We start from the raw sequence: 18,563 nt of genomic DNA, 5'->3' as shown, positions 1-18,563 counted from the left end.
TTTTTTTATTTATCCGTTACAGCTTGTACGGGAACTGCATTATAGAATTCTTCTAATGTACTATTAGTTTCAAAAATTTCAGCAGCGGTATCAACACCAACATAGCGGATGTGCCATGGTTCGTATTTATAGCCTGTGATGCTTTCCTTGCCTTTTGGATAGCGGATAATATATCCGTATTCATGGGCGTGTTCGGCCAGCCATGTAGCTTCATTTGTGTCGCCGAAGCAGTCTTGAGCAGCGCATGCACCATCATGGGTCGTAACATCAATAGCTAGACCTGTTTCATGCTCGCTTGTTCCGGGCAGAGCACTGTAGGTTTTAGCTTTTTCTTCCCCATCTCTTTTCACATAGTTATTAAAGATAGAGATTTGTGTTTGGTGTGAGCGGTAGGCAGAGACGCCAGCTAAATGCATGTTTTCTTTTTCAGCAGCTTGGAACATTTTTTCAAGAGCTTCTCCTGCTTCTTTTCGCATCATTCTTTTTTCAATTTTATCTTGAAAGATGAAATCTACTTTTGGATAGAAGAGATCGTCAGGTTTGTAATCTTCCGGCAGACTGTATTGTTTATTGACAAGGACAGGTATGCTTTCCGGTTCGGCCAATGTCTGAAGCCCTTTCTGTGCGGGTTTAACAGTCGTATCGACTTCTACCTGGCGTTGGGCCGATTCATTTGAATCACTTTTCTCATTAGTTTCTGTCTCCGTATCTTGGGAGATCGGCTGTTCTTCTTTTTGCTCTTTTTTATCATCGTTGGATAGGTCAAATGAACATCCAGCTAATAGAATAAAAGTTGAAAGAGCAGTTGCTGCAAATATAGGTTTTAACATATGAAAGGCCCCTTGCTTTTAAAATAAGATTTCCAAAAGATAAAGTTTTTACAATATTACCGGGATAAATAGTCCCTTGTTAATTCACTCTGATATTTATCCAGAAATAATCCAATCCAGACTACCATCAACAAAAAAGGATAATCATTACGGACTGCGGCTTCAACGACTGGTGTAGACCAAAAGTGCGAAAGGAAACCAGATGACATTCTGATTGTCTCAAATGTGACTAGGGCGTGTAGCGATAGCCAGAGAATCGTAAGGGTATTAGTTCCAAACCCAATAACTGCGGCTATGATACTCAGTAAAACAGCTGCTGCCCCCATTAGAAGGACATGGAAGCTTGATTGGAAAAAGTCGATACTGCTATTGGAAAGTCCATTATAAATAATAGCAGTAAAATAAATTGTTGTCGTGATATATGCAGCGAATAATATGTACCGGTTTCCATGATACTTAGCTAGCAACAATAAAAGCGGTGATAGGATGATTAACAGGACACTCATAAGATTGCTACCGCCTGTCCATAAAGAATAACCGGCAACCGCCGAGAATAGGATGGTCAGGAGATCAAGAATCCGAAGTATGGACTTAAACATGGTGACACCTCTTTCTTCTCTTTAAGTAAATTATCTCAAACTTTGATTCAAAAAGAAAACAAGGACTATAAAAGTTTAGAAGTTCTTACCATAAAATCATAACAAAGATTGTAGATATTTATTGGGTGTGGTAAAGTTAAATTAATTGTATTGGTCCTTCAGGAGGTGTAATTGCATGCATGCAATTCTCATAACGCTTTTAGTGATTGTTAGTATCGCTCTTATTGTGACGGTATTGCTTCAATCAGGAAAAAGCGCAGGTTTATCAGGTGCGATTGCCGGTGGTGCTGAACAGTTATTCGGAAAACAAAAAGCACGCGGCTTAGACCTAATTTTACATCGGGCAACGATAGTATTAGCTGTTTTATTCTTTGCTTTAACTTTACTTGTTGCATTCTTTGATGTGTAATGGATCAAAAATGAGTCTAGCTAAATAGCTAGGCTTTTTTCTTTGCACCATAGTTGTATGTATAGATATAGTAATTTTAGCACTTAATGATAAAATACAGAAATTTTTTTGGATGCTATTTACAAATAAAGGAGCTTATAATCATGAAAATCAAGCTGCAACAGCCCTTTACTTTTGAAGGCGGAAAAAGAGCTGTCTTACTTTTACACGGATTTACGGGAAATTCTGCAGATGTACGTATGCTTGGCCGATACTTGGAGAAACAGGGATACACCTGTCATGCCCCACACTATAAAGGACATGGTGTGCCACCAGAGGAATTGGTAAAAACGGGTCCTGCTGATTGGTGGAAAGATGTCATGATGGCCTATGATTTTTTAAAAAGCAAAGGCCATGAAGAAATTGCTGTTGCTGGACTCTCATTAGGAGGCGTATTTTCTCTGAAATTAGGTTACACTGTACCTATAAAGGGTATCGTATCAATGTGTGCGCCTATGTATATTAAAAGTGAAGAAATGATGTATAAAGGAGTATTGGAGTACGCCAGAGAATTTAAGAAGTACGAAGGGAAAACACAAGAACAAATAGAGCAGGAAATGGACCGCTTTGCTGACAAACCTATGAATACATTGAAAGCTCTTCAGGAATTGATAACTGATGTACGAGAGCACGTCGATCATATCTACACGCCGACATTTGTCGTGCAGGGTCGGCATGATGATGTAATCAATCCGAAAAGTGCCGATATTATTTATGAAGCTATCGAATCACCTGTTAAACAAATCAAGTGGTATGAAGAATCCGGTCATGTCATAACCCTTGATAAAGAACGTAACCAGTTGCATGAAGATGTATTTGAATTTTTAGAAAGTCTGGATTGGTCCGAATAACAAATTTATCATACCCTGAATAGGAGGGGTTTTATGGAAGATAACATTCAAGAACACATAAACAAGCTTTTGACGTATATGACAGACGAAGCGTATAAGCCATTAACAGTACAAGAACTTGAAGAGGCTCTAAAAATCGAAGACTCAGCAGACTTCAAGAATTTCGTGAAGGCGCTAGTTAAGATGGAAGAAAAGGGATTGGTAGTCAGAACGAGAAGCAATCGTTACGGTCTGCCGCAAAAAATGAACTTATTTCGCGGTAAGTTAACAGGACATGCTAAGGGCTTCGCATTTGTTACACCTGAAGATAATCCAGGAATGGATGATATTTTCATTCCGCCAAATGAAACAGGTACAGCAATGCATGGAGATATCGTCATGGTCCGTGTTTCTTCAGAAACATCTGGCTCAAGACAAGAAGGTACAGTGATTAGAATACTTGAACGCGGAATTACACAAGTAGTCGGTACATACTCCGAGAGTAAAAGTTTTGGTTTTGTCATCCCAGATGATAAAAAAATTGCGAATGATATTTTCATTCCACAGCATGCTTCTCATGGAGCGGTAGAGGGTCATAAGGTTGTTGTTAAGCTGACTTCTTATCCTGAAGGACGTGTAAGTGCAGAAGGAGAAGTCATTGAAATTCTTGGGCATAAGAATGACCCTGGCGTGGATATTCTGTCAGTAATTCATAAATATGGTTTGCCAATGGAGTTCCCTGAAGAAGTCATGGAGCAAGCTAATGCCGTTTCGGATACCATTGAAGAAAGTGAAATTGGCAACCGCAGGGATTTGCGTAATGATGTATTAGTAACGATAGATGGAGCGGATGCGAAGGACTTGGATGATGCTGTTACGGTTTCTAAACTTGAAAATGGCAATTACAAGTTGGGTGTACATATTGCTGACGTAAGCCATTATGTGAAGGAAGGTTCACCGATCGATAAGGAAGCTCTTGAAAGAGGTACGAGCGTTTATTTGGTGGACAGGGTTATTCCTATGATTCCGCATCGTTTATCGAATGGTATTTGTTCTTTGAACCCTCAAGTTGATCGTTTTACACTATCGTGTGAAATGGAAATCACGCCAAATGGCGATGTCGTCAATCATGAAATTTTTGAAAGTGTCATTAAAACGACGGAACGAATGACTTATGGCAATGTGAACAAAATTCTTGTGGACAAAGATGAAGAACAACTCGAACGCTATGAAGCGCTGGTACCTATGTTCCAGGACATGGAGAAGTTAGCGGCCATTCTTCGTAAAAAGCGGATGAACCGCGGTGCAATCGACTTTGATTTTAATGAAGCGAGAGTCATTGTGGATGAAGAAGGACATCCCACTGAAGTTGTATTACGTGAAAGATCAGTTGCGGAAAAGCTGATTGAAGAGTTCATGCTTGCAGCTAACGAAGCTGTTGCAGAGCATTTCCATCGTCTTGATGTACCTTTCATTTACCGTATTCATGAGGATCCGAAACCTGAAAAACTGCAGCGTTTCTTTGAATTCATTACGAACTTCGGATATATTGTTCGAGGATCGGCCAATGATGTTCATCCAAAGGCTTTACAGGAAATCATTGAGGCTGTTGCTGGAAAACCGGAAGAAACGGTTATTTCAACCGTAATGCTTCGTTCAATGCAACAGGCTAAATATGATCCGGAGAGTTTGGGTCACTTTGGCTTATCAGCTGAGTTTTATACCCATTTCACATCACCGATACGCCGTTACCCGGATTTAATCGTGCATCGTTTAATTCGGACCTATTTGGTGGAGGGTAAACTAGATCAAGCTACCAAGGAAAAGTGGAATGCCATTTTACCTGAGATTGCCGATCATACGTCGAAGCGCGAACGTCGCTCAGTCGATGCTGAGCGGGAAACCGATGATTTGAAGAAAGCAGAGTACATGCTTGATAAAATTGGTGAAGAATACACCGGTATCATTGGATCTGTTACGAACTTCGGAATGTTTGTTGAGCTGCCGAATACCATTGAGGGGCTTGTTCATGTCAGCTTTATGACGGATGATTATTACCGCTTTGATGAGCGTCAGCTTGCGATGATCGGGGAACGAACAGGTAAGGTATTCCGGATTGGCGATGAGATAGACATACGTGTTTCCAACGTGAATAAAGAGGAACGGGCCATTGATTTTGAAATCATCGGCATGAAAGTTAGCCGTCCTCGTCCTTCTGGGGAGAAGAAAATATTCAAGGCTAATTCAGGTGAGCGTAAACGAGGCCGCGGTGGTAATTCGGGCCGTAACGAAAGCAAAGGCGGAAGCCGTGGAGGCAATCGCAATAGTGATTCGTCTTCTTCAGAAAGAAAACCGAAAAAGAAGAAAAAATTCTTTGAAAATGCGCCCGCTGCTAAGCGCAAAAGAAAACCTAAAAAGAGATAAGATTGAGGAGAGAGGATGATCCAGTCATCCTCTCCCTGATTGGATGATAAAGGGGAGAGTTAGATGCCAAAAGGCTCAGGGAAGCAATTAGCACAAAATAAAAAAGCATTTCATGATTTCTTTATTGAAGATACCTTTGAAGCAGGAATTGTTTTGCAAGGGACAGAAATCAAATCGATTCGGGCTGGAAAAGCCAATTTAAAGGATTCCTTTGCCAAAATTGAAAACGGCGAATTGTATCTACATAATATGCATGTCAGCCCTTATGAGCAAGGAAACCGTTACAATCATGATCCATTACGGACACGAAAACTTCTCCTGCACAAAAAGGAAATTAATAAGCTTATTGGGGAAACGAAAGAAACAGGATACACAATTGTACCCTTGAAAATGTATTTGAAAAATGGCTTTGCCAAGGTTTTAATTGGGCTGGGTAAAGGGAAGAAACAATATGACAAGCGTGAAGACCTGAAGAAGAAGGAAGCGAAACGTGATATTGAACGTGCTTTTCGCGACAGACAGAAGATGTAGAACTGCCAAGACCTTACAATTGATTTTTTAAATGAATCTGTTATAATTAATCCTGTACCGATGACAACTGAATATCAGCACAACTTGCTGACTATTCTTTTCTCGTACGCTCCATTTTAATCATGGGGACGTTACGGATTCGACAGGGATAGTTCGAGCTTAAGTTGCGAGTCGAGGGGATCGGCCTCGTTAAAACGTCAACGCCTATAACTGGCAAACAAAACAACAACCTAGCTTTCGCTGCGTAACAACAGTCGATAGCTGTTCCTCCCTCCATGGCCCACGTGGTAGGGTAAGGGACTCACTCTAAGTGGGATACGCCGGAATCCACCGTCTGAGGATGAAGGAAGAGACCAATCAGACTAGCTGCTCTGCCGCCTGTCGATAGGCTAATGAGTTCGCGAAATGCGAATATATCGACTACACTCGTAGAAGCTTAAGTGCCGTTATGTCTGGACGTGGGTTCGACTCCCACCGTCTCCACCAATACATATATTGGTGGTTTTTTATTTTTATATAACAGGAAGCGTAACTTTTCATAAAATGCGGGGTTATGCTTCCTTTTTTGTTATGCAATAATATGCTTCCACAAAGTTAACGTTAACTCACTTATTGTGGTTTTATAAAAAAGATTGATCATTTAAAACAAAGTTAGATTATTTAAAATAAAGATTGATAATTTATAATAAAGCAACACTTATTAGGATAGCGTCAGGAAAATGCGGAGTTACAACGTTAAGAAAGTTTTAATGGTCCTTAAAGAATTTAGGGTGATCATTTTCTCTGAATTAATCCCGTAAATTAATATGATCCCATCCTAAAGTAGATATACGATGTAAAAAGTCACCATTAAAATTACCTAATCCGAGATGAATTATATGGAATTGCAATATCTGAAAAATAACAAAGCATATCTGAGATTTCTCAGATATGCTTTCATTTTAAATACACTAAATAATAATGTTGACTATTTTAGTTATGTGATTCCCTTTCGTATTTTTGAATGGCTACTTTTTTAGGCATTAAACATGCAAAAATTAATGCTACAAAAGATACGAATAACATAAATACATAGGCGTCACTTGAGCTGAAGATAGAAGATAATTTCGCTAGTTGTATAGCTGAAATGTCTCCATTTTCAATGGATAACTGAGAAGCATGCGAAGTTGCTTGAATTGTATACACTGTGATGATAACTGCTGTTCCTATAGCACCTGCTAATTGGCGAATGGTATTATTTACTGCTGAACCATGTGAACCCAATTCTTTGGGTAAAGCATTCAGCCCTGCTGTATTTAAAGGCATCGAAATGAAACTTAATCCAATTCGTAAAATAATGGTACGAACCATTAAATACATATAAGTTGTGGATTCGGTCAAATCAATTGCACCCCACATCGAAATAATGATAAATACTAAACCTGTAATAAAGAGTGGTTTCGCCCCGTATTTATCATACATTTTACCTGTGATAGGTGATAAGAAGGCATTAATCACGGCTCCAGGTAATAGAAGTAGACCTGATTCAAATGCGGTAAAACCTCGTCCATTTTGCAAGTAAATTGGTAAAAGAATTAGATCGGCATACATAATCATCGTAATGAGTATGTTAATGACTGATGTAAGAGTGAAAATTTTATACTTAAATACGGATAAATTTAATAATGGATCGTTAGACTTTATTTGACGTAAACAGAATAGAGTTGTAACGATTATTCCGATGATGATTGTTGTAATAACAACTGGATGTGTCCATCCTTTGCTTCCTGCACTACTAAATCCAAATAAAATACAACCAAAGCCAATCGTTGATATAATGACACTTACGATATCTAATTTTGCTTTTGTTGTGTCTGCAACATTCATTAAATATTTAAAAGCAAGAATAATGACGATTAATACTATTGGAGCTAATCCAATAAATAGCCATCTCCATGATACATATTCAATGATAAAGCCAGATATTGTTGGAGCGATGGCTGGGGCAAAAATTATGGCAAAGCCGATAGTTCCCATAATACTTCCACGCTTTTCACTCGGGTATAAATACAAAATAACCGTCATCATTAGTGGCATAATAATTCCTGCCCCAATTGCTTGAATCATTCTTCCTGTTAATAGAATGCTAAAGTTCATGGCACAGGCACATAGCACAGTCCCCATGAACAAAAAGAACATCGAGCTAATAAACAGCTGCCTTGTTGTAAAACGTTTCATTAAAAACGCAGTAATCGGCACTAAAATACCGTTTACGAGCATAAAGCCTGTTGATAGCCATTGTACAGTTGCGGCCGTAACATGAAATATCTCCATAAAATTACTCATTGCTACATTTAATAGTGTTTGATTTAATGTTGATAAAAAACAGCCAGCAATCAGGACCATTAATAAGATTTTTTTATTTTTTTCCGCTATTTCCTTCTGCATTAATAAACTCCTTTATTCTAGACTTGAATTATCGACACCGTGTCGATAAAATCAATAGTAACAAGATATATATTCTTTGACCATGAACAGTTTTTTTAAAAATGTTCACTACTCGACATAAAACATATATGATGTTGAGAAAGTCAAAGGAAAATCTATAAAGGGGGTTAAAAATGTCTACACCTAAAAAAGAAGATCCTCGTACAATTCGTTCAAGAGAAATGTTTAAAAATGCCGTCTTTTCTCTTTTATGTGAGGACCCCACCATTTCAAACTTAACGGTTCAGAAAGTCGCAGCCAAAGCAGAATTAAATCGGACAACATTTTACTTACATTATCAAGATATTCAAGATTTACTAACGCAAATCACCAACGAGATTTCAAATGAGCTTTCTAATAAAATTGTTGATTTAATACATGCAAAAGATTTATCAGAAAAACAAAAGCTAACACAATTTCTTGATTATTTATATATCCATCGAAATTATTTACTTATTATATTTAAAATGAATCAATTTGAGGAGCAATTGTTTTTATTTTTAAAGCAACTAGTAGAAACAAGAAGAAAGAATACCAAAAAGGATTTACCTGCTGACTATGTCGCGGTTGATATTAAAACAGCTTCATTGGTAGGCATCATCATGTGGTGGATAACGAAGGGGCTTCATTTTAGTTCAGATTATATTGCAAATCAAATTTATTTAATGTACAAAGTGCAATGATTCTAAATCATTCATCCATATTATTAATAAACATTGGAATCAGTAAATGATGAAAATTAAAAGGACCATTAAAGTTATTCTTTTACAAGTAAGAGTGTAAAGTAGGAACAAGTAACGAATAAAGCCCAATTYCTCAATTTTAATGCTGAGAAATTGGRCTTTTTATATTGGCATTTCCTTAACGTTGTAAATCCGCATTTTCCTGACGCTTATTAATCGCCAAAAAATTAACATTTTGTTTACGAATGTTCACTCTTAAGACGTCCACCTCAAACGGATCATATTCATAAATAATGAATAACTATCTCTAAGTAAAGAAGAAAGAAAACAATGTAAATTAGGGCTGTTACCCTTATTTGCATATACCAATTAATATCAATGGAAAATATTATCATTGATACAAAAATATAAAGGGGAAATTTAAATGAAGTGTCCCCTTTGAAAAGGTTATTTGAAAAAAGGACTAGGCGGCACAAAAAAGATGATTTCTGTATTTTACTTGGGCATAGGCGAAATAGTTTTTCTCTTATTTACCAGTTAAATACCAGCGGTAACCAGTGTTACAAAAAGTTGCCGGTTGTTTCACCCTCCAAAATGTATGACAATTAACGTAACAAAAAAGCAGACAAACACATAGGAGGGAAATAATGAAAAATAAGAGATTGCTACTTTCAATAATTGCATGCATGGCCATTATTTTTTCTGTTGTTACTATTCAGCCTTCTGATTCCAAAGCACAGACAAACAGCCATGATCCAGTTATCTTCATTCACGGAGCCGGCGGTAATAGCTCGAACTTTAACAGCATTAAGAATTACCTGAAAACACAAGGCTGGTCCGATAATGAACTATATGCCATCGAAATGGTGGATAAATCGGGTAATAGCTTGAATAATGCAAAACAGCTAGCTCCTTATGTAGATGAAGTGTTAAAGAAAACAGGAAAGAATAAGGTTGATATTATTGGACACAGCGCGGGAGGCATCAATACCCTGACTTATATTCTCCTCAATGGCGGCGGAAGTAAGGTGAACGATGTGGTGACGTTGGGTTCTCCAAACAAATTTGTAACATCGAAAGCTCCCGTAGGTACAGATCCTACCCGTAAAATCCGTTATACTTCGATTTACAGTACCAGCGACTATGTTGTACCTACTTCGCTTTCAATACTTCAGGGAGCGAAAAACGTTCAAATTAGCGGTGTAGACCACGTGGGAATGCTCTGGAACAGTAAAGTCAACGAGCTGATTAAAGAAGGCTTGAATGGCGGAGGGACAAATACAAATTAACAAAAGATTCTTATCTTGAACTTAGTTTTTTCAGCAATATTAAACACATACCGCCTAATGCTTTACTAGAATGTTAATCGAAGCCAGAACGAATAACAATAATCTATAAGCATGTAGCACAAAGAAGATGATTTCCTGTATTTAATAGGGGTCATCTTCTTTAAGTTCCATTGATATCTGAAATTGTTATAGTACGTCAGCTATGTAGGACGGACTTGTTAAGCAGGTCCGTTATTGGTCGATATATCAAATAAATTGTAGATAAATAGATGTTTTCGTAGAAATAACTCAATTTTCGTAGATATATCCCGAATTTCGAAGATAAACTACATTTCGAAAGAAAATGCTGCTACCAATTAAAGGAATATCACTTGTTATGTAGAATCAATTGTAAGAAACCTAGATTGGAGTGATAAAATGATTGTAAAAGAACGAAAAGTTCCTCTTTCTATCCTTAAATTACGAGCCTTGGCGCACAGGCTTCCTCAGTCCCATCCTAAAATCCCCTCAATAATGAATGAACTCAAAAAAAGAGAAGCGGGTTTTAAAGGGGAAAGTGCAATTGATTTTCCTTTAAGTTTTCTTGAACCGAAAAACTATTTCATCTTCCACGATTTAAGGTTACAGGATCAATCCCGATTTTTTCAAATGGATACCTTATTAGTATCCAAAAAATTTGCCCTTATTATAGAAGTGAAGAACATAGCTGGTTCAATCTACTTTGATCCACATTTCAATCAACTCATTCGAAAGAAAGAAGGAAAAGAAACGGCATTTCCAGATCCTATTATTCAAGTCAGCCGCCAGGAATCACAGTTAAAGAATTGGTTCTTGAAAAATGGATTTTCGGCGCTGCCCATTCTTTCTTTGGTTGTTATTAGTAATCCACAAACAATCATACGTACGTCTCCTGAAAACCGTAAACTACACTACAAAGTAATCCATCGCGACATGCTTCCCTCTAATATTAATAGGATAGAACAATCTATTAAAAATCCAACATTTTGTGAAAAAGAATTGAAAAAAATAATTCGGGTAATAAATAGGAATCATATCGAAGCAGATTTTTCTGTCTTGGAACGTTATACCCTCAAGTTGGATATGAGCATCCTTACTTAATAGTTGGCAATTGTCGCAAAACCATGTACCATGTCTTCTTAATAACGGGCTCTCCTTGCAATTCTCACATATGACTCCTTTGATAAGTTCCCCCGCATTACAAGATTATTTTTTCCTTATCGGATCGACTATAACCAATCGTCAATTGAGGGAGTTTTTACTTGTTTCATCTTCTGCTAGTGCTACGAGAATATTGCAATCATTGAATCTAACAAGTAGTGGGGCGAATAAGGGGAGAGTATACAGCTTGTCTTTTAATGAGTAAAAAAGAGGCCGACTCTTAAGAGTCAACCTCTGTACAATTATGCTTGATTGATAATATCTTCTGCTAAAGATGTAAAGGTTTCTCCAATGTACGATTCTTCATCAAAGACAGAGGCGTCGTTATTTTCTTTGCGGTTTGAGAATGGGATGGTAGAGATTACTTCRGTTTCAAGTCGTTGTGCCAAAATGGCCCCGCCGCCTTTTCCAAACAGGTAATTCCTCGATCCGTCCTGTTCTTCAAAATAAGCCATGTTCTCAATAACACCCAAGATTTCATGTTGGGTATGTTTGGCCATTGCACCTGCTCTTGAGGCGACAAAAGAGGCGACATTATGCGGCGTAGTAACAACAATTTCCTTAGCTTGAGGGATCATTGCCGCTACGTCGATGGCTACGTCTCCAGTTCCAGGAGGTAAATCAAGCAGCAGGTAATCCAGTTCTCCCCAATGCGTGTTCACAAGGAAGTTTTTTATCCATTTATTAAGCATAGGTCCCCGCCACATAACAGGATTATCATCTGCTGCAAAAAATCCCATGGACATGACCTTCACACCATGACTGACAACGGGAATGACGGTTTGGTCAATCATCGTTGGTTTTTGGCTAATCGCCATCATTGCAGGGACACTGAAGCCATATATATCAGCATCTAAAATGCCCACACGTTTGCCCATTCGTGCTAAAGAGACTGCGAGATTAATCGTAACAGTTGATTTTCCAACGCCTCCTTTACCGCTTGTCACGGCAATGAAGGTCACACCTGAATCAGGGCGAAGCATATTAGGCATACCCGTTTCAGTGGTTGCATTGCTTTTTAGTAATTTCGTCAAGGCTTCTCGTTCTTCTTTAGTCATCGAGCCAAATTGTAAAGACACAGTTGAAGCACCGATGGCTTTCAGTGAGTTTTCAATATCTTCCTGAATCTTCACTTTTAAAGGACAGCCTTGAATGGTTAACACCACTTCTAACTGGATATGGGTACCTTCGATTTTGATATTTCTAACCATATTCAACTCTACAATACTTTTATGCAATTCAGGATCTTCGACATGTTTCAAAGCATCCATGACTTTTTCATGTGTTAGCATTTCATCCATCCTTTTGTTTTCAATATCGTCGTGCATGATAGAAAAAAGACTCAAAAGAAGGATGAACTTCTTTTAAGTCTTAATCTATTTGTTGAGAGAAAGCTTACTTTTGGGGATAGTCACTTGTAAAAAAGGTTCTAAATCTATTCTTTTAGTTCCTTACCCATTCCTTTTAGGAAATGGATGCCAAAACCGATTGCTCGATTTATATCTGGGTCATTTAATGTTTTCATTAAATTCATTACACCAATTTTCTTATCGGTCTGTAGGAATTTGTTGGCTTCATCGACTCCTGCTAGTGCACTGTTAAGTAGTTTTGTAGATTGTGCGGCATCAGCGTTCATCAAGGCTCCTGTTGCTCCCATAAGGGTATTGATTAAATTGGTTACAGGTTGTCTTGTGACTTGTTGAAGAGCGATTTTTGCAATTTGTTCTTTTCCTTGAAGCATGGAATTCGCAGCTTCAAGGACACCTGATTCATTAAGTTCACCGAGGATTTTAAACATATTGTTCAACACATCCTCATTGTTGGTGACAAGCGTTTTTAGTTCTTCGAGTTTTTGTAGCTTTATTTCTTCCTCTGTTATAGGATTATGGATTTCCGTAATTGGAGCTGCCATGAGCTTCACCCTCCTTTAATTATTTATCCGTTAAGTGAACATACCCTGGACGAGCCCACTTACGTTCTACCTCAACACCATTTTGAGGATGACGTTTTTTATTTCGTGGATTAGATCCCGGTAATGGAGTGTCTCCGCTTTTACTTAATACTTCCATGCGAACCATCGTTTGTTTATAAGCAGGCGTACTTGTACGGTTATCATACACAGGACCTGTCAGGAAATTAATGGCTGAATCTTTGTCAACTGAGTTCATCGGTAAGAAAAGCTCATTTGCTTGTACTCGGTCTGTGATAAGAACCTTTAATTTAACGGCTCCGAACGGTGACACTAAGCGTACGAGTCCGCCGTCATTGACTTTCCGTTCTTTTGCAAGCTCAGGAGAAACCTCAACGAATATATCAGGAACTTTAGATTGAATTCCATTGGATTTATTCGTCATATTTCCTTCATGGAAATGTTCAAGCATACGTCCATTGTTGATATGAAGATCATATTCCTCTGGGAACTGAGCAGGCTCCACCCAATCAGATAGAGCAAAACGGGCTTTCTTATCAGGGAAGTTGAAGCCATCCACATAAAGAAGCGGCGTGCTAGTTCCATCATGGCTTCCCCATAGGAAGCTGTTCCAGCCTTCAAGGACTTCATAATTCGCTCCGCTGAATATTGGAGATAGGCTCGCCATTTCCGCATAAATTTCACTTGGATGATTGAAGTTCCAATCCGCTCCTAAGCGTTTAGCAATTTCTTGGGTGATCCACCAGTCTGCTTTAGCTTCTCCTAAAGTAGGCAGTGCTTGGTATAAACGCTGTACGCGACGTTCTGTATTAGTGAACGTTCCGTCTTTTTCAAGAGATGGTACTCCTGGTAATACGACGTCTGCATATTGAGCTGTTCTAGAAAGGAAAATATCTTGAACAACAAAGAAATCTAAGCTTGATAACACCTTATGGACGTGGTTGGCATCGGAATCGACAAGTGCCATATCTTCACCGACAAGGTACATTGCTTTCATATCGCCTTTTTCAATAGCGTGAAGCATTTCGATATTGTTCATACCTGGTTTTCCATCAATTTTTACTCCATATGCTTTTTCGAATTTAGCACGTGCTACATCATCAGAAATATGCTGATATCCTGGAAGCCATGTTGGAAGAGTACCCATATCGCAAGCACCTTGTACATTGTTATGGCCGCGGAGCGGATAAGCTCCAGCTCCTGGACGACGGTAGTTTCCTGTAGCTAGTAAAAGGTTGGAAATCGCAGCGGAAGTATCGGAACCTCCAGTGTTTTGTGTTACACCCATTCCCCAAAGAATACAAGTCCCGTCAGCATCACGAATCATTTCAGCTACTTGAATTAGTGTTTCTTTTGAAATCCCTGTGTTTAGTTCTGCATATTCTAAGGTATATTTCTTAAGTATCTCTTTATAATCGTCGAAGAAGTTCACATTTTCATTGATGAATTCTTGATCATGCCAACCTTGATCGATCATATATTTTGTAACGGCCATTAGCCATACTTGGTCCGTACCTTGCTTTGGTCTCATAAAGATATCAGAACGCTCTGCCATTTCATTTTTACGAAGATCTGAAACAATCAGTTTTTGACCATGAAGCTTATGTGCCCGCTTAACGCGTGTTGCTAGTACAGGATGGCCTTCAGCCGGGTTTGCCCCAACGATAATGACAAGACCTGCTGCGGCGATATCTTTAATCGTTCCAGCATCTCCACCCATGCCGACTGTACGGAACAATCCATCTGTTGCTGGAGATTGACAGTAACGGGAGCAATTGTCGACGTTATTCGTTTCGAAAACTTGACGTGCTAGTTTTTGAATTACATAGTTTTCTTCATTCGTAATTTTAGATGAAGAAATGAAACCTACAGAATTACCTCCGTGCTGTTGTTTGATTGAACCTAATCTAGATGCAATTAAATCAAGTGCTTCATCCCAGCTTGATTCAACAAATTGTCCATTTTTACGAATTAGGGGCTTAGTTAACCGTTTTTCAGAGTTTACGAAGTCCCAACCGAATTTCCCTTTAACACAAGTGGAAATCGCATTAACAGGGCCTTCATGAGTTGGTTGGATTTTAAGGATTTTTCGGCCTTTTGTCCAAACTTCGAATGAGCAGCCTACCCCACAGAACGTACAGACTGTTTTTGTCTTCTTCGTCCGAGTGTCTCGCATTGCTGCTTCAATTTCTGAAATGGCAAAAATACCACTGTAGCCAGGTTCTACTTCTTTAACAAGATCAATCATTGGCTCAAGCATGTCGTTTTTCAAACCTGACATGAAACCAGCTTCACCAAGCATTGATTTCTCCATTAATGCATTACAAGGACAAATGGTTACACACTGTCCGCAACCGACACAAGATGAGTTGTTAATATCTGTTCCTTCATCCCATATTACCCGAGGGCGATCTGCTTCCCAGTCAATGGATAGCGTTTCATTGACCTGAAGGTTTTGGCAGACTTCTACGCATTGTCCGCATGCAATACATTGATTAGCATCATAGCGGTAAAAAGGATGGGACATATCAACGTCACCCAATTTCACTTTCGGTGTGTAAGGATATTTTTGATGTTCAATTTCCATTAATTCTGCGGTGTTATGAAGTTTACAATTTCCATTATTATTATCACATACTGTACAGTATAAAGAATGATTTTCCAGGATCCGGTCCATTGCTTCGGTTTGGGCTTCTTTTGCCTTGCTTGAGTCTAAGGTAATATCCATACCGCTCACTGCCGCAGTCGAGCAGGATCGGACGAGTTTCCCATTTACCTCTACGATACATGTATCACATGTTTGGATCGGATCTACTTCAGGAACATAACAAATTTGTGGATGAGCTATCTCATTTTGATTGATAACTTCCAGTATTGTTGATCCGTTTTTTGCTGTATAGTCCAAATCATTAATTTTTATAGTAATATTTGAATCGCTCATAATATTTCCCCCTTTTATAGCCGAAAACACGAAAAAAACCACCATGATTACACCTCCGGCTCTGAACGGTGGTGTAAGTCATGGTGGAATAGTTTAATAGCAAAACTTGCCAATATACCAATCCATACCATTATGTATGGGTATTGAGAAAAGATAGAAACACAACAGTACACTATTGCGTACCCAACTTTTATTACTAATATTATACCTTTTATTTCAAAAAGAAACAATCCTGTATAGGAGCTACCATTTCCAAATTCCTTTCGTTTTTTTTCTTGTTGATTTATGATAAGAAAATTGAGAAGTCAATTCCGTGAATTGGAGTGAGGGTAATATGTCAAAAGTAATTCATGAATTCAATGATATGATTCGTAAGCTTCGCAAGGAACTATTCGGGAAAGGTCCGGAGCGTATCCACACAGTTTTTGTTGAAAACATGGCCGTCTCAACGTTATACGGGAATTTAACTCCGACGGAAATGTTCATATCAAGCACAGAGGAAGGAAAAGAGATGGTCCATTCAGCCAGAACTAAAATGATTCAGGATGTATACTCAGTGAATCCTCCGGAAGGAATGGAAAAACTGGTTGGAGCTAAACTAGTCCATTTGTTTTCAGATATAAAAGTAAAAGAAAATATAGCGATTTCCGTATTTGTCTTTGATAAGGAAATAGCGGAAGAACTAAACGGGCATTGACCAACCTCTAGAAGATATAGGTTCCTAACATATTAGGTCAATTAGCTCCTAGACATTAAAAGGAGTGGGGACATGAAAGCAATTGAAATGAAGCGGGACATTATCCGTATAGCTAATGGAGAAGTTGAGAGAACAGAAGATACGATCGTGACGGAGTTTCCTGTTACTGTGAAAATAAATGGACAAGAATTTGTTACCATGGTTTGTACACCTGAATACATCGAAGATATGGTCATTGGTTACTTGGCTTCTGAAGGAATTATCAAAAAATATGAAGAAATAAAGGAAATTTGGGTGCAAGAAAAAGAAGGTTTTGTTCATGTGAAAACGGATAAGGTGAACCCATACTACCAGGACTTTCAAAATAAGCGGTATATTACGTCTTGCTGTGGGATGAGCAGGCAAGGATTTGTCTTTGTAAACGATGCACTGACTGCTAAGAAAATGGATAATATTTCAGTAAAGCTTACACCTGATGATTGCTTCCGCTTGATGAAGGATTTGCAAAATTCTGCTGTCACGTTTCAAAATACGGGTGGAGTTCACAATGCTGCGTTATGTGATGTCGATGGCCTCGTATTAAGTCGGATGGATATTGGACGGCATAATGCTTTGGACAAAATATATGGATATTGCTTGAAAAATGGTATTTCGATAGAAGGAAAAGCTATCGTGTTCAGTGGCCGGATTTCATCGGAAATTTTATTGAAAGTGGCGAAGATTGGTTGTGAACTTATACTCTCAAAATCTGCTCCAACAGAATTAGCTTTGGAGTTAGCTGAAGGATTAGGAATTACGACGGTCGGATTTATTCGTAATGATTCCATGAATATCTATACATGTCCTGAAAGAATTCAATTAACTGAATAAATGAGCATATTCTTCTTGAATGTTGCCACCCCCCACTAGGGAAAAGGGAGGAGAATTTGCTTAAAGGTAAAAAGGTCCTTGCCGACATGGCTCGGACCTTTTTTTGACTTTGTTAAATAATATATCCTTCAAGCCTTTTGTGGTACAGTTTGGGTAAAACAATTACTGGAAAGTGGTATCGGAGGAAAGTCAATGGATGAAAGGGATTGGCATATTTTAAAGGTTTTATATCAAAAAAAGAATATTACTAAAACCGCGCAAAGTTTATATATCTCGCAACCTTCTTTAACAAAACGAATTCAACAAATCGAGAAAGAATTTAATTTGAAGATTGTGGAGCGGGGAACAAGAGGTGTCCAGTTTACCCCTCAAGGGGAGTACTTGGCGAACTGTGCTGATGAGATGCTGATAAGGCTCCGTCAGATAAAAGAGACTGCGTTTAACATGGGACAGGAGATTAGTGGAACGTTGCGATTGGGAGTTTCCAACTATATTACGCTTCATAAGTTGCCGGGCCTGTTGAAAATTTTTCGTGAACAATTTCCTAAGGTTGATTTTAATGTGACAACGGGTTGGAGTAAGGAAATACTAAACCTCATTTACAACGAAGAAGTCCATGTTGGGATTGTACGTGGGGACTATCAATGGTCGGAATCAAGGCATCATCTTTTTGAGGAAACGATTTGTATCGCTTCAAAGGAAAAAATTGATATCCAGGACCTTCCATCTTTGCCGAGGATTGATTATGGGACCGACGCTCTTTTAAAATCGATGATTGATAATTGGTGGAGAAGGAATTTCTCCAGACCCCCTTTGGTTGGAATGGAAGTGGATAAGGGTGATACA

16 protein-coding genes, 1 other RNA gene and 1 pseudogene are annotated in these 18,563 nt (G+C 38.5%); 11 read left to right on the top strand and 7 right to left on the bottom strand.

What is annotated here, in order from left to right:
- Window positions 1-5: 5 nt before the first annotated feature.
- Together AC1DUW_RS06445 and AC1DUW_RS06440 are read right to left on the bottom strand one after the other, a co-directional pair.
- A complete protein-coding gene (locus AC1DUW_RS06445) occupies window positions 6-830 on the bottom strand; it encodes a M15 family metallopeptidase (RefSeq protein ID WP_053348621.1) in 825 nt (274 codons plus the stop codon).
- Window positions 831-886: 56 nt separating this feature from the next.
- Window positions 887-1,429 carry a hypothetical protein gene (locus tag AC1DUW_RS06440; protein ID WP_053348622.1) on the bottom strand — a complete coding sequence of 181 codons (543 nt, stop codon included), beginning with the start codon at window positions 1,427-1,429 and terminating at the stop codon, window positions 887-889.
- A 175-nt stretch (window positions 1,430-1,604) separates the two neighbouring features.
- On the opposite strand from AC1DUW_RS06440, the gene secG reads away from it, so the two are divergent.
- The 5 genes from secG (at window position 1,605) to ssrA (ending at window position 6,148) form a co-directional block, all read left to right on the top strand.
- Window positions 1,605-1,838: a preprotein translocase subunit SecG gene (gene secG, locus AC1DUW_RS06435; protein WP_053348623.1), complete on the top strand. Its 234-nt coding sequence runs from the start codon at window positions 1,605-1,607 to the stop codon at window positions 1,836-1,838.
- Window positions 1,839-1,981: 143 nt separating this feature from the next.
- On the top strand, window positions 1,982-2,728 hold the full coding sequence (locus AC1DUW_RS06430; RefSeq protein WP_056524536.1) for an alpha/beta hydrolase: 747 nt from the start codon (window positions 1,982-1,984) through the stop codon (window positions 2,726-2,728).
- A gap of 33 nt (window positions 2,729-2,761) precedes the next feature.
- Window positions 2,762-5,131, top strand: a complete 2,370-nt coding sequence (rnr, locus tag AC1DUW_RS06425; protein ID WP_057215845.1) for a ribonuclease R — start codon at window positions 2,762-2,764, stop codon at window positions 5,129-5,131.
- Window positions 5,132-5,194: 63 nt separating this feature from the next.
- On the top strand, window positions 5,195-5,662 hold the full coding sequence (gene smpB, locus AC1DUW_RS06420; protein WP_053348626.1) for an SsrA-binding protein SmpB: 468 nt from the start codon (window positions 5,195-5,197) through the stop codon (window positions 5,660-5,662).
- 124 nt (window positions 5,663-5,786) lie between these two features.
- Window positions 5,787-6,148: a transfer-messenger RNA gene (ssrA, locus tag AC1DUW_RS06415) on the top strand.
- Between the two features lie 486 nt (window positions 6,149-6,634).
- Here the strand turns inward: ssrA and AC1DUW_RS06410 are convergent.
- On the bottom strand, window positions 6,635-8,089 hold the full coding sequence (locus AC1DUW_RS06410) for a DHA2 family efflux MFS transporter permease subunit (RefSeq protein WP_477642222.1): 1,455 nt from the start codon (window positions 8,087-8,089) through the stop codon (window positions 6,635-6,637).
- 173 nt (window positions 8,090-8,262) lie between these two features.
- Between AC1DUW_RS06410 and AC1DUW_RS06405 the strand changes: the two genes are divergently transcribed.
- Window positions 8,263-8,811, top strand: coding sequence for a TetR/AcrR family transcriptional regulator (locus AC1DUW_RS06405; protein WP_053348628.1), 549 nt, complete (start codon window positions 8,263-8,265; stop codon window positions 8,809-8,811).
- Window positions 8,812-9,458: 647 nt separating this feature from the next.
- A complete protein-coding gene (locus tag AC1DUW_RS06400; protein WP_477642221.1) occupies window positions 9,459-10,100 on the top strand; it encodes an esterase/lipase family protein in 642 nt (213 codons plus the stop codon).
- Between the two features lie 103 nt (window positions 10,101-10,203).
- On the opposite strand, the pseudogene AC1DUW_RS06395 reads toward AC1DUW_RS06400, so the two are convergent.
- Window positions 10,204-10,300 (bottom strand): annotated as a pseudogene (locus AC1DUW_RS06395) (IS3 family transposase); the annotation flags it as partial.
- A 313-nt stretch (window positions 10,301-10,613) separates the two neighbouring features.
- Between AC1DUW_RS06395 and AC1DUW_RS06390 the strand changes: the two are divergent.
- Window positions 10,614-11,219: a nuclease-related domain-containing protein gene (locus AC1DUW_RS06390; protein ID WP_477642220.1), complete on the top strand. Its 606-nt coding sequence runs from the start codon at window positions 10,614-10,616 to the stop codon at window positions 11,217-11,219.
- Between the two features lie 302 nt (window positions 11,220-11,521).
- On the opposite strand, the gene AC1DUW_RS06385 is transcribed toward AC1DUW_RS06390, so the two are convergent.
- From AC1DUW_RS06385 to fdhF, 3 genes are all read right to left on the bottom strand, one after another.
- Window positions 11,522-12,571, bottom strand: coding sequence for a P-loop NTPase (locus AC1DUW_RS06385; RefSeq protein WP_477642227.1), 1,050 nt, complete (start codon window positions 12,569-12,571; stop codon window positions 11,522-11,524).
- A 143-nt stretch (window positions 12,572-12,714) separates the two neighbouring features.
- Window positions 12,715-13,191 carry a helical membrane plugin domain-containing protein gene (locus AC1DUW_RS06380; RefSeq protein WP_053348631.1) on the bottom strand — a complete coding sequence of 159 codons (477 nt, stop codon included), beginning with the start codon at window positions 13,189-13,191 and terminating at the stop codon, window positions 12,715-12,717.
- A gap of 19 nt (window positions 13,192-13,210) precedes the next feature.
- Window positions 13,211-16,150 (bottom strand): formate dehydrogenase subunit alpha, encoded by a 2,940-nt coding sequence (gene fdhF, locus AC1DUW_RS06375; protein ID WP_477642219.1) that lies wholly within the window; start codon window positions 16,148-16,150, stop codon window positions 13,211-13,213.
- 334 nt (window positions 16,151-16,484) lie between these two features.
- Between fdhF and AC1DUW_RS06370 the strand changes: the two genes are divergently transcribed.
- The 3 genes from AC1DUW_RS06370 to AC1DUW_RS06360 form a co-directional block, all read left to right on the top strand.
- Window positions 16,485-16,847 (top strand): Na-translocating system protein MpsC family protein, encoded by a 363-nt coding sequence (locus tag AC1DUW_RS06370; protein WP_477642218.1) that lies wholly within the window; start codon window positions 16,485-16,487, stop codon window positions 16,845-16,847.
- An 87-nt stretch (window positions 16,848-16,934) separates the two neighbouring features.
- Window positions 16,935-17,717, top strand: a complete 783-nt coding sequence (gene fdhD, locus AC1DUW_RS06365) for a formate dehydrogenase accessory sulfurtransferase FdhD (RefSeq protein ID WP_477642226.1) — start codon at window positions 16,935-16,937, stop codon at window positions 17,715-17,717.
- A gap of 192 nt (window positions 17,718-17,909) precedes the next feature.
- Window positions 17,910-18,563 (top strand): LysR family transcriptional regulator (locus tag AC1DUW_RS06360; protein WP_477642217.1); only part of this gene is annotated, 654 nt, incomplete at its 3' end.

The sequence above is a fragment of the Peribacillus sp. P4_C12 genome, assembly GCF_056402095.1.
This window is presented reverse-complemented; position numbering and strand designations above follow the sequence as displayed.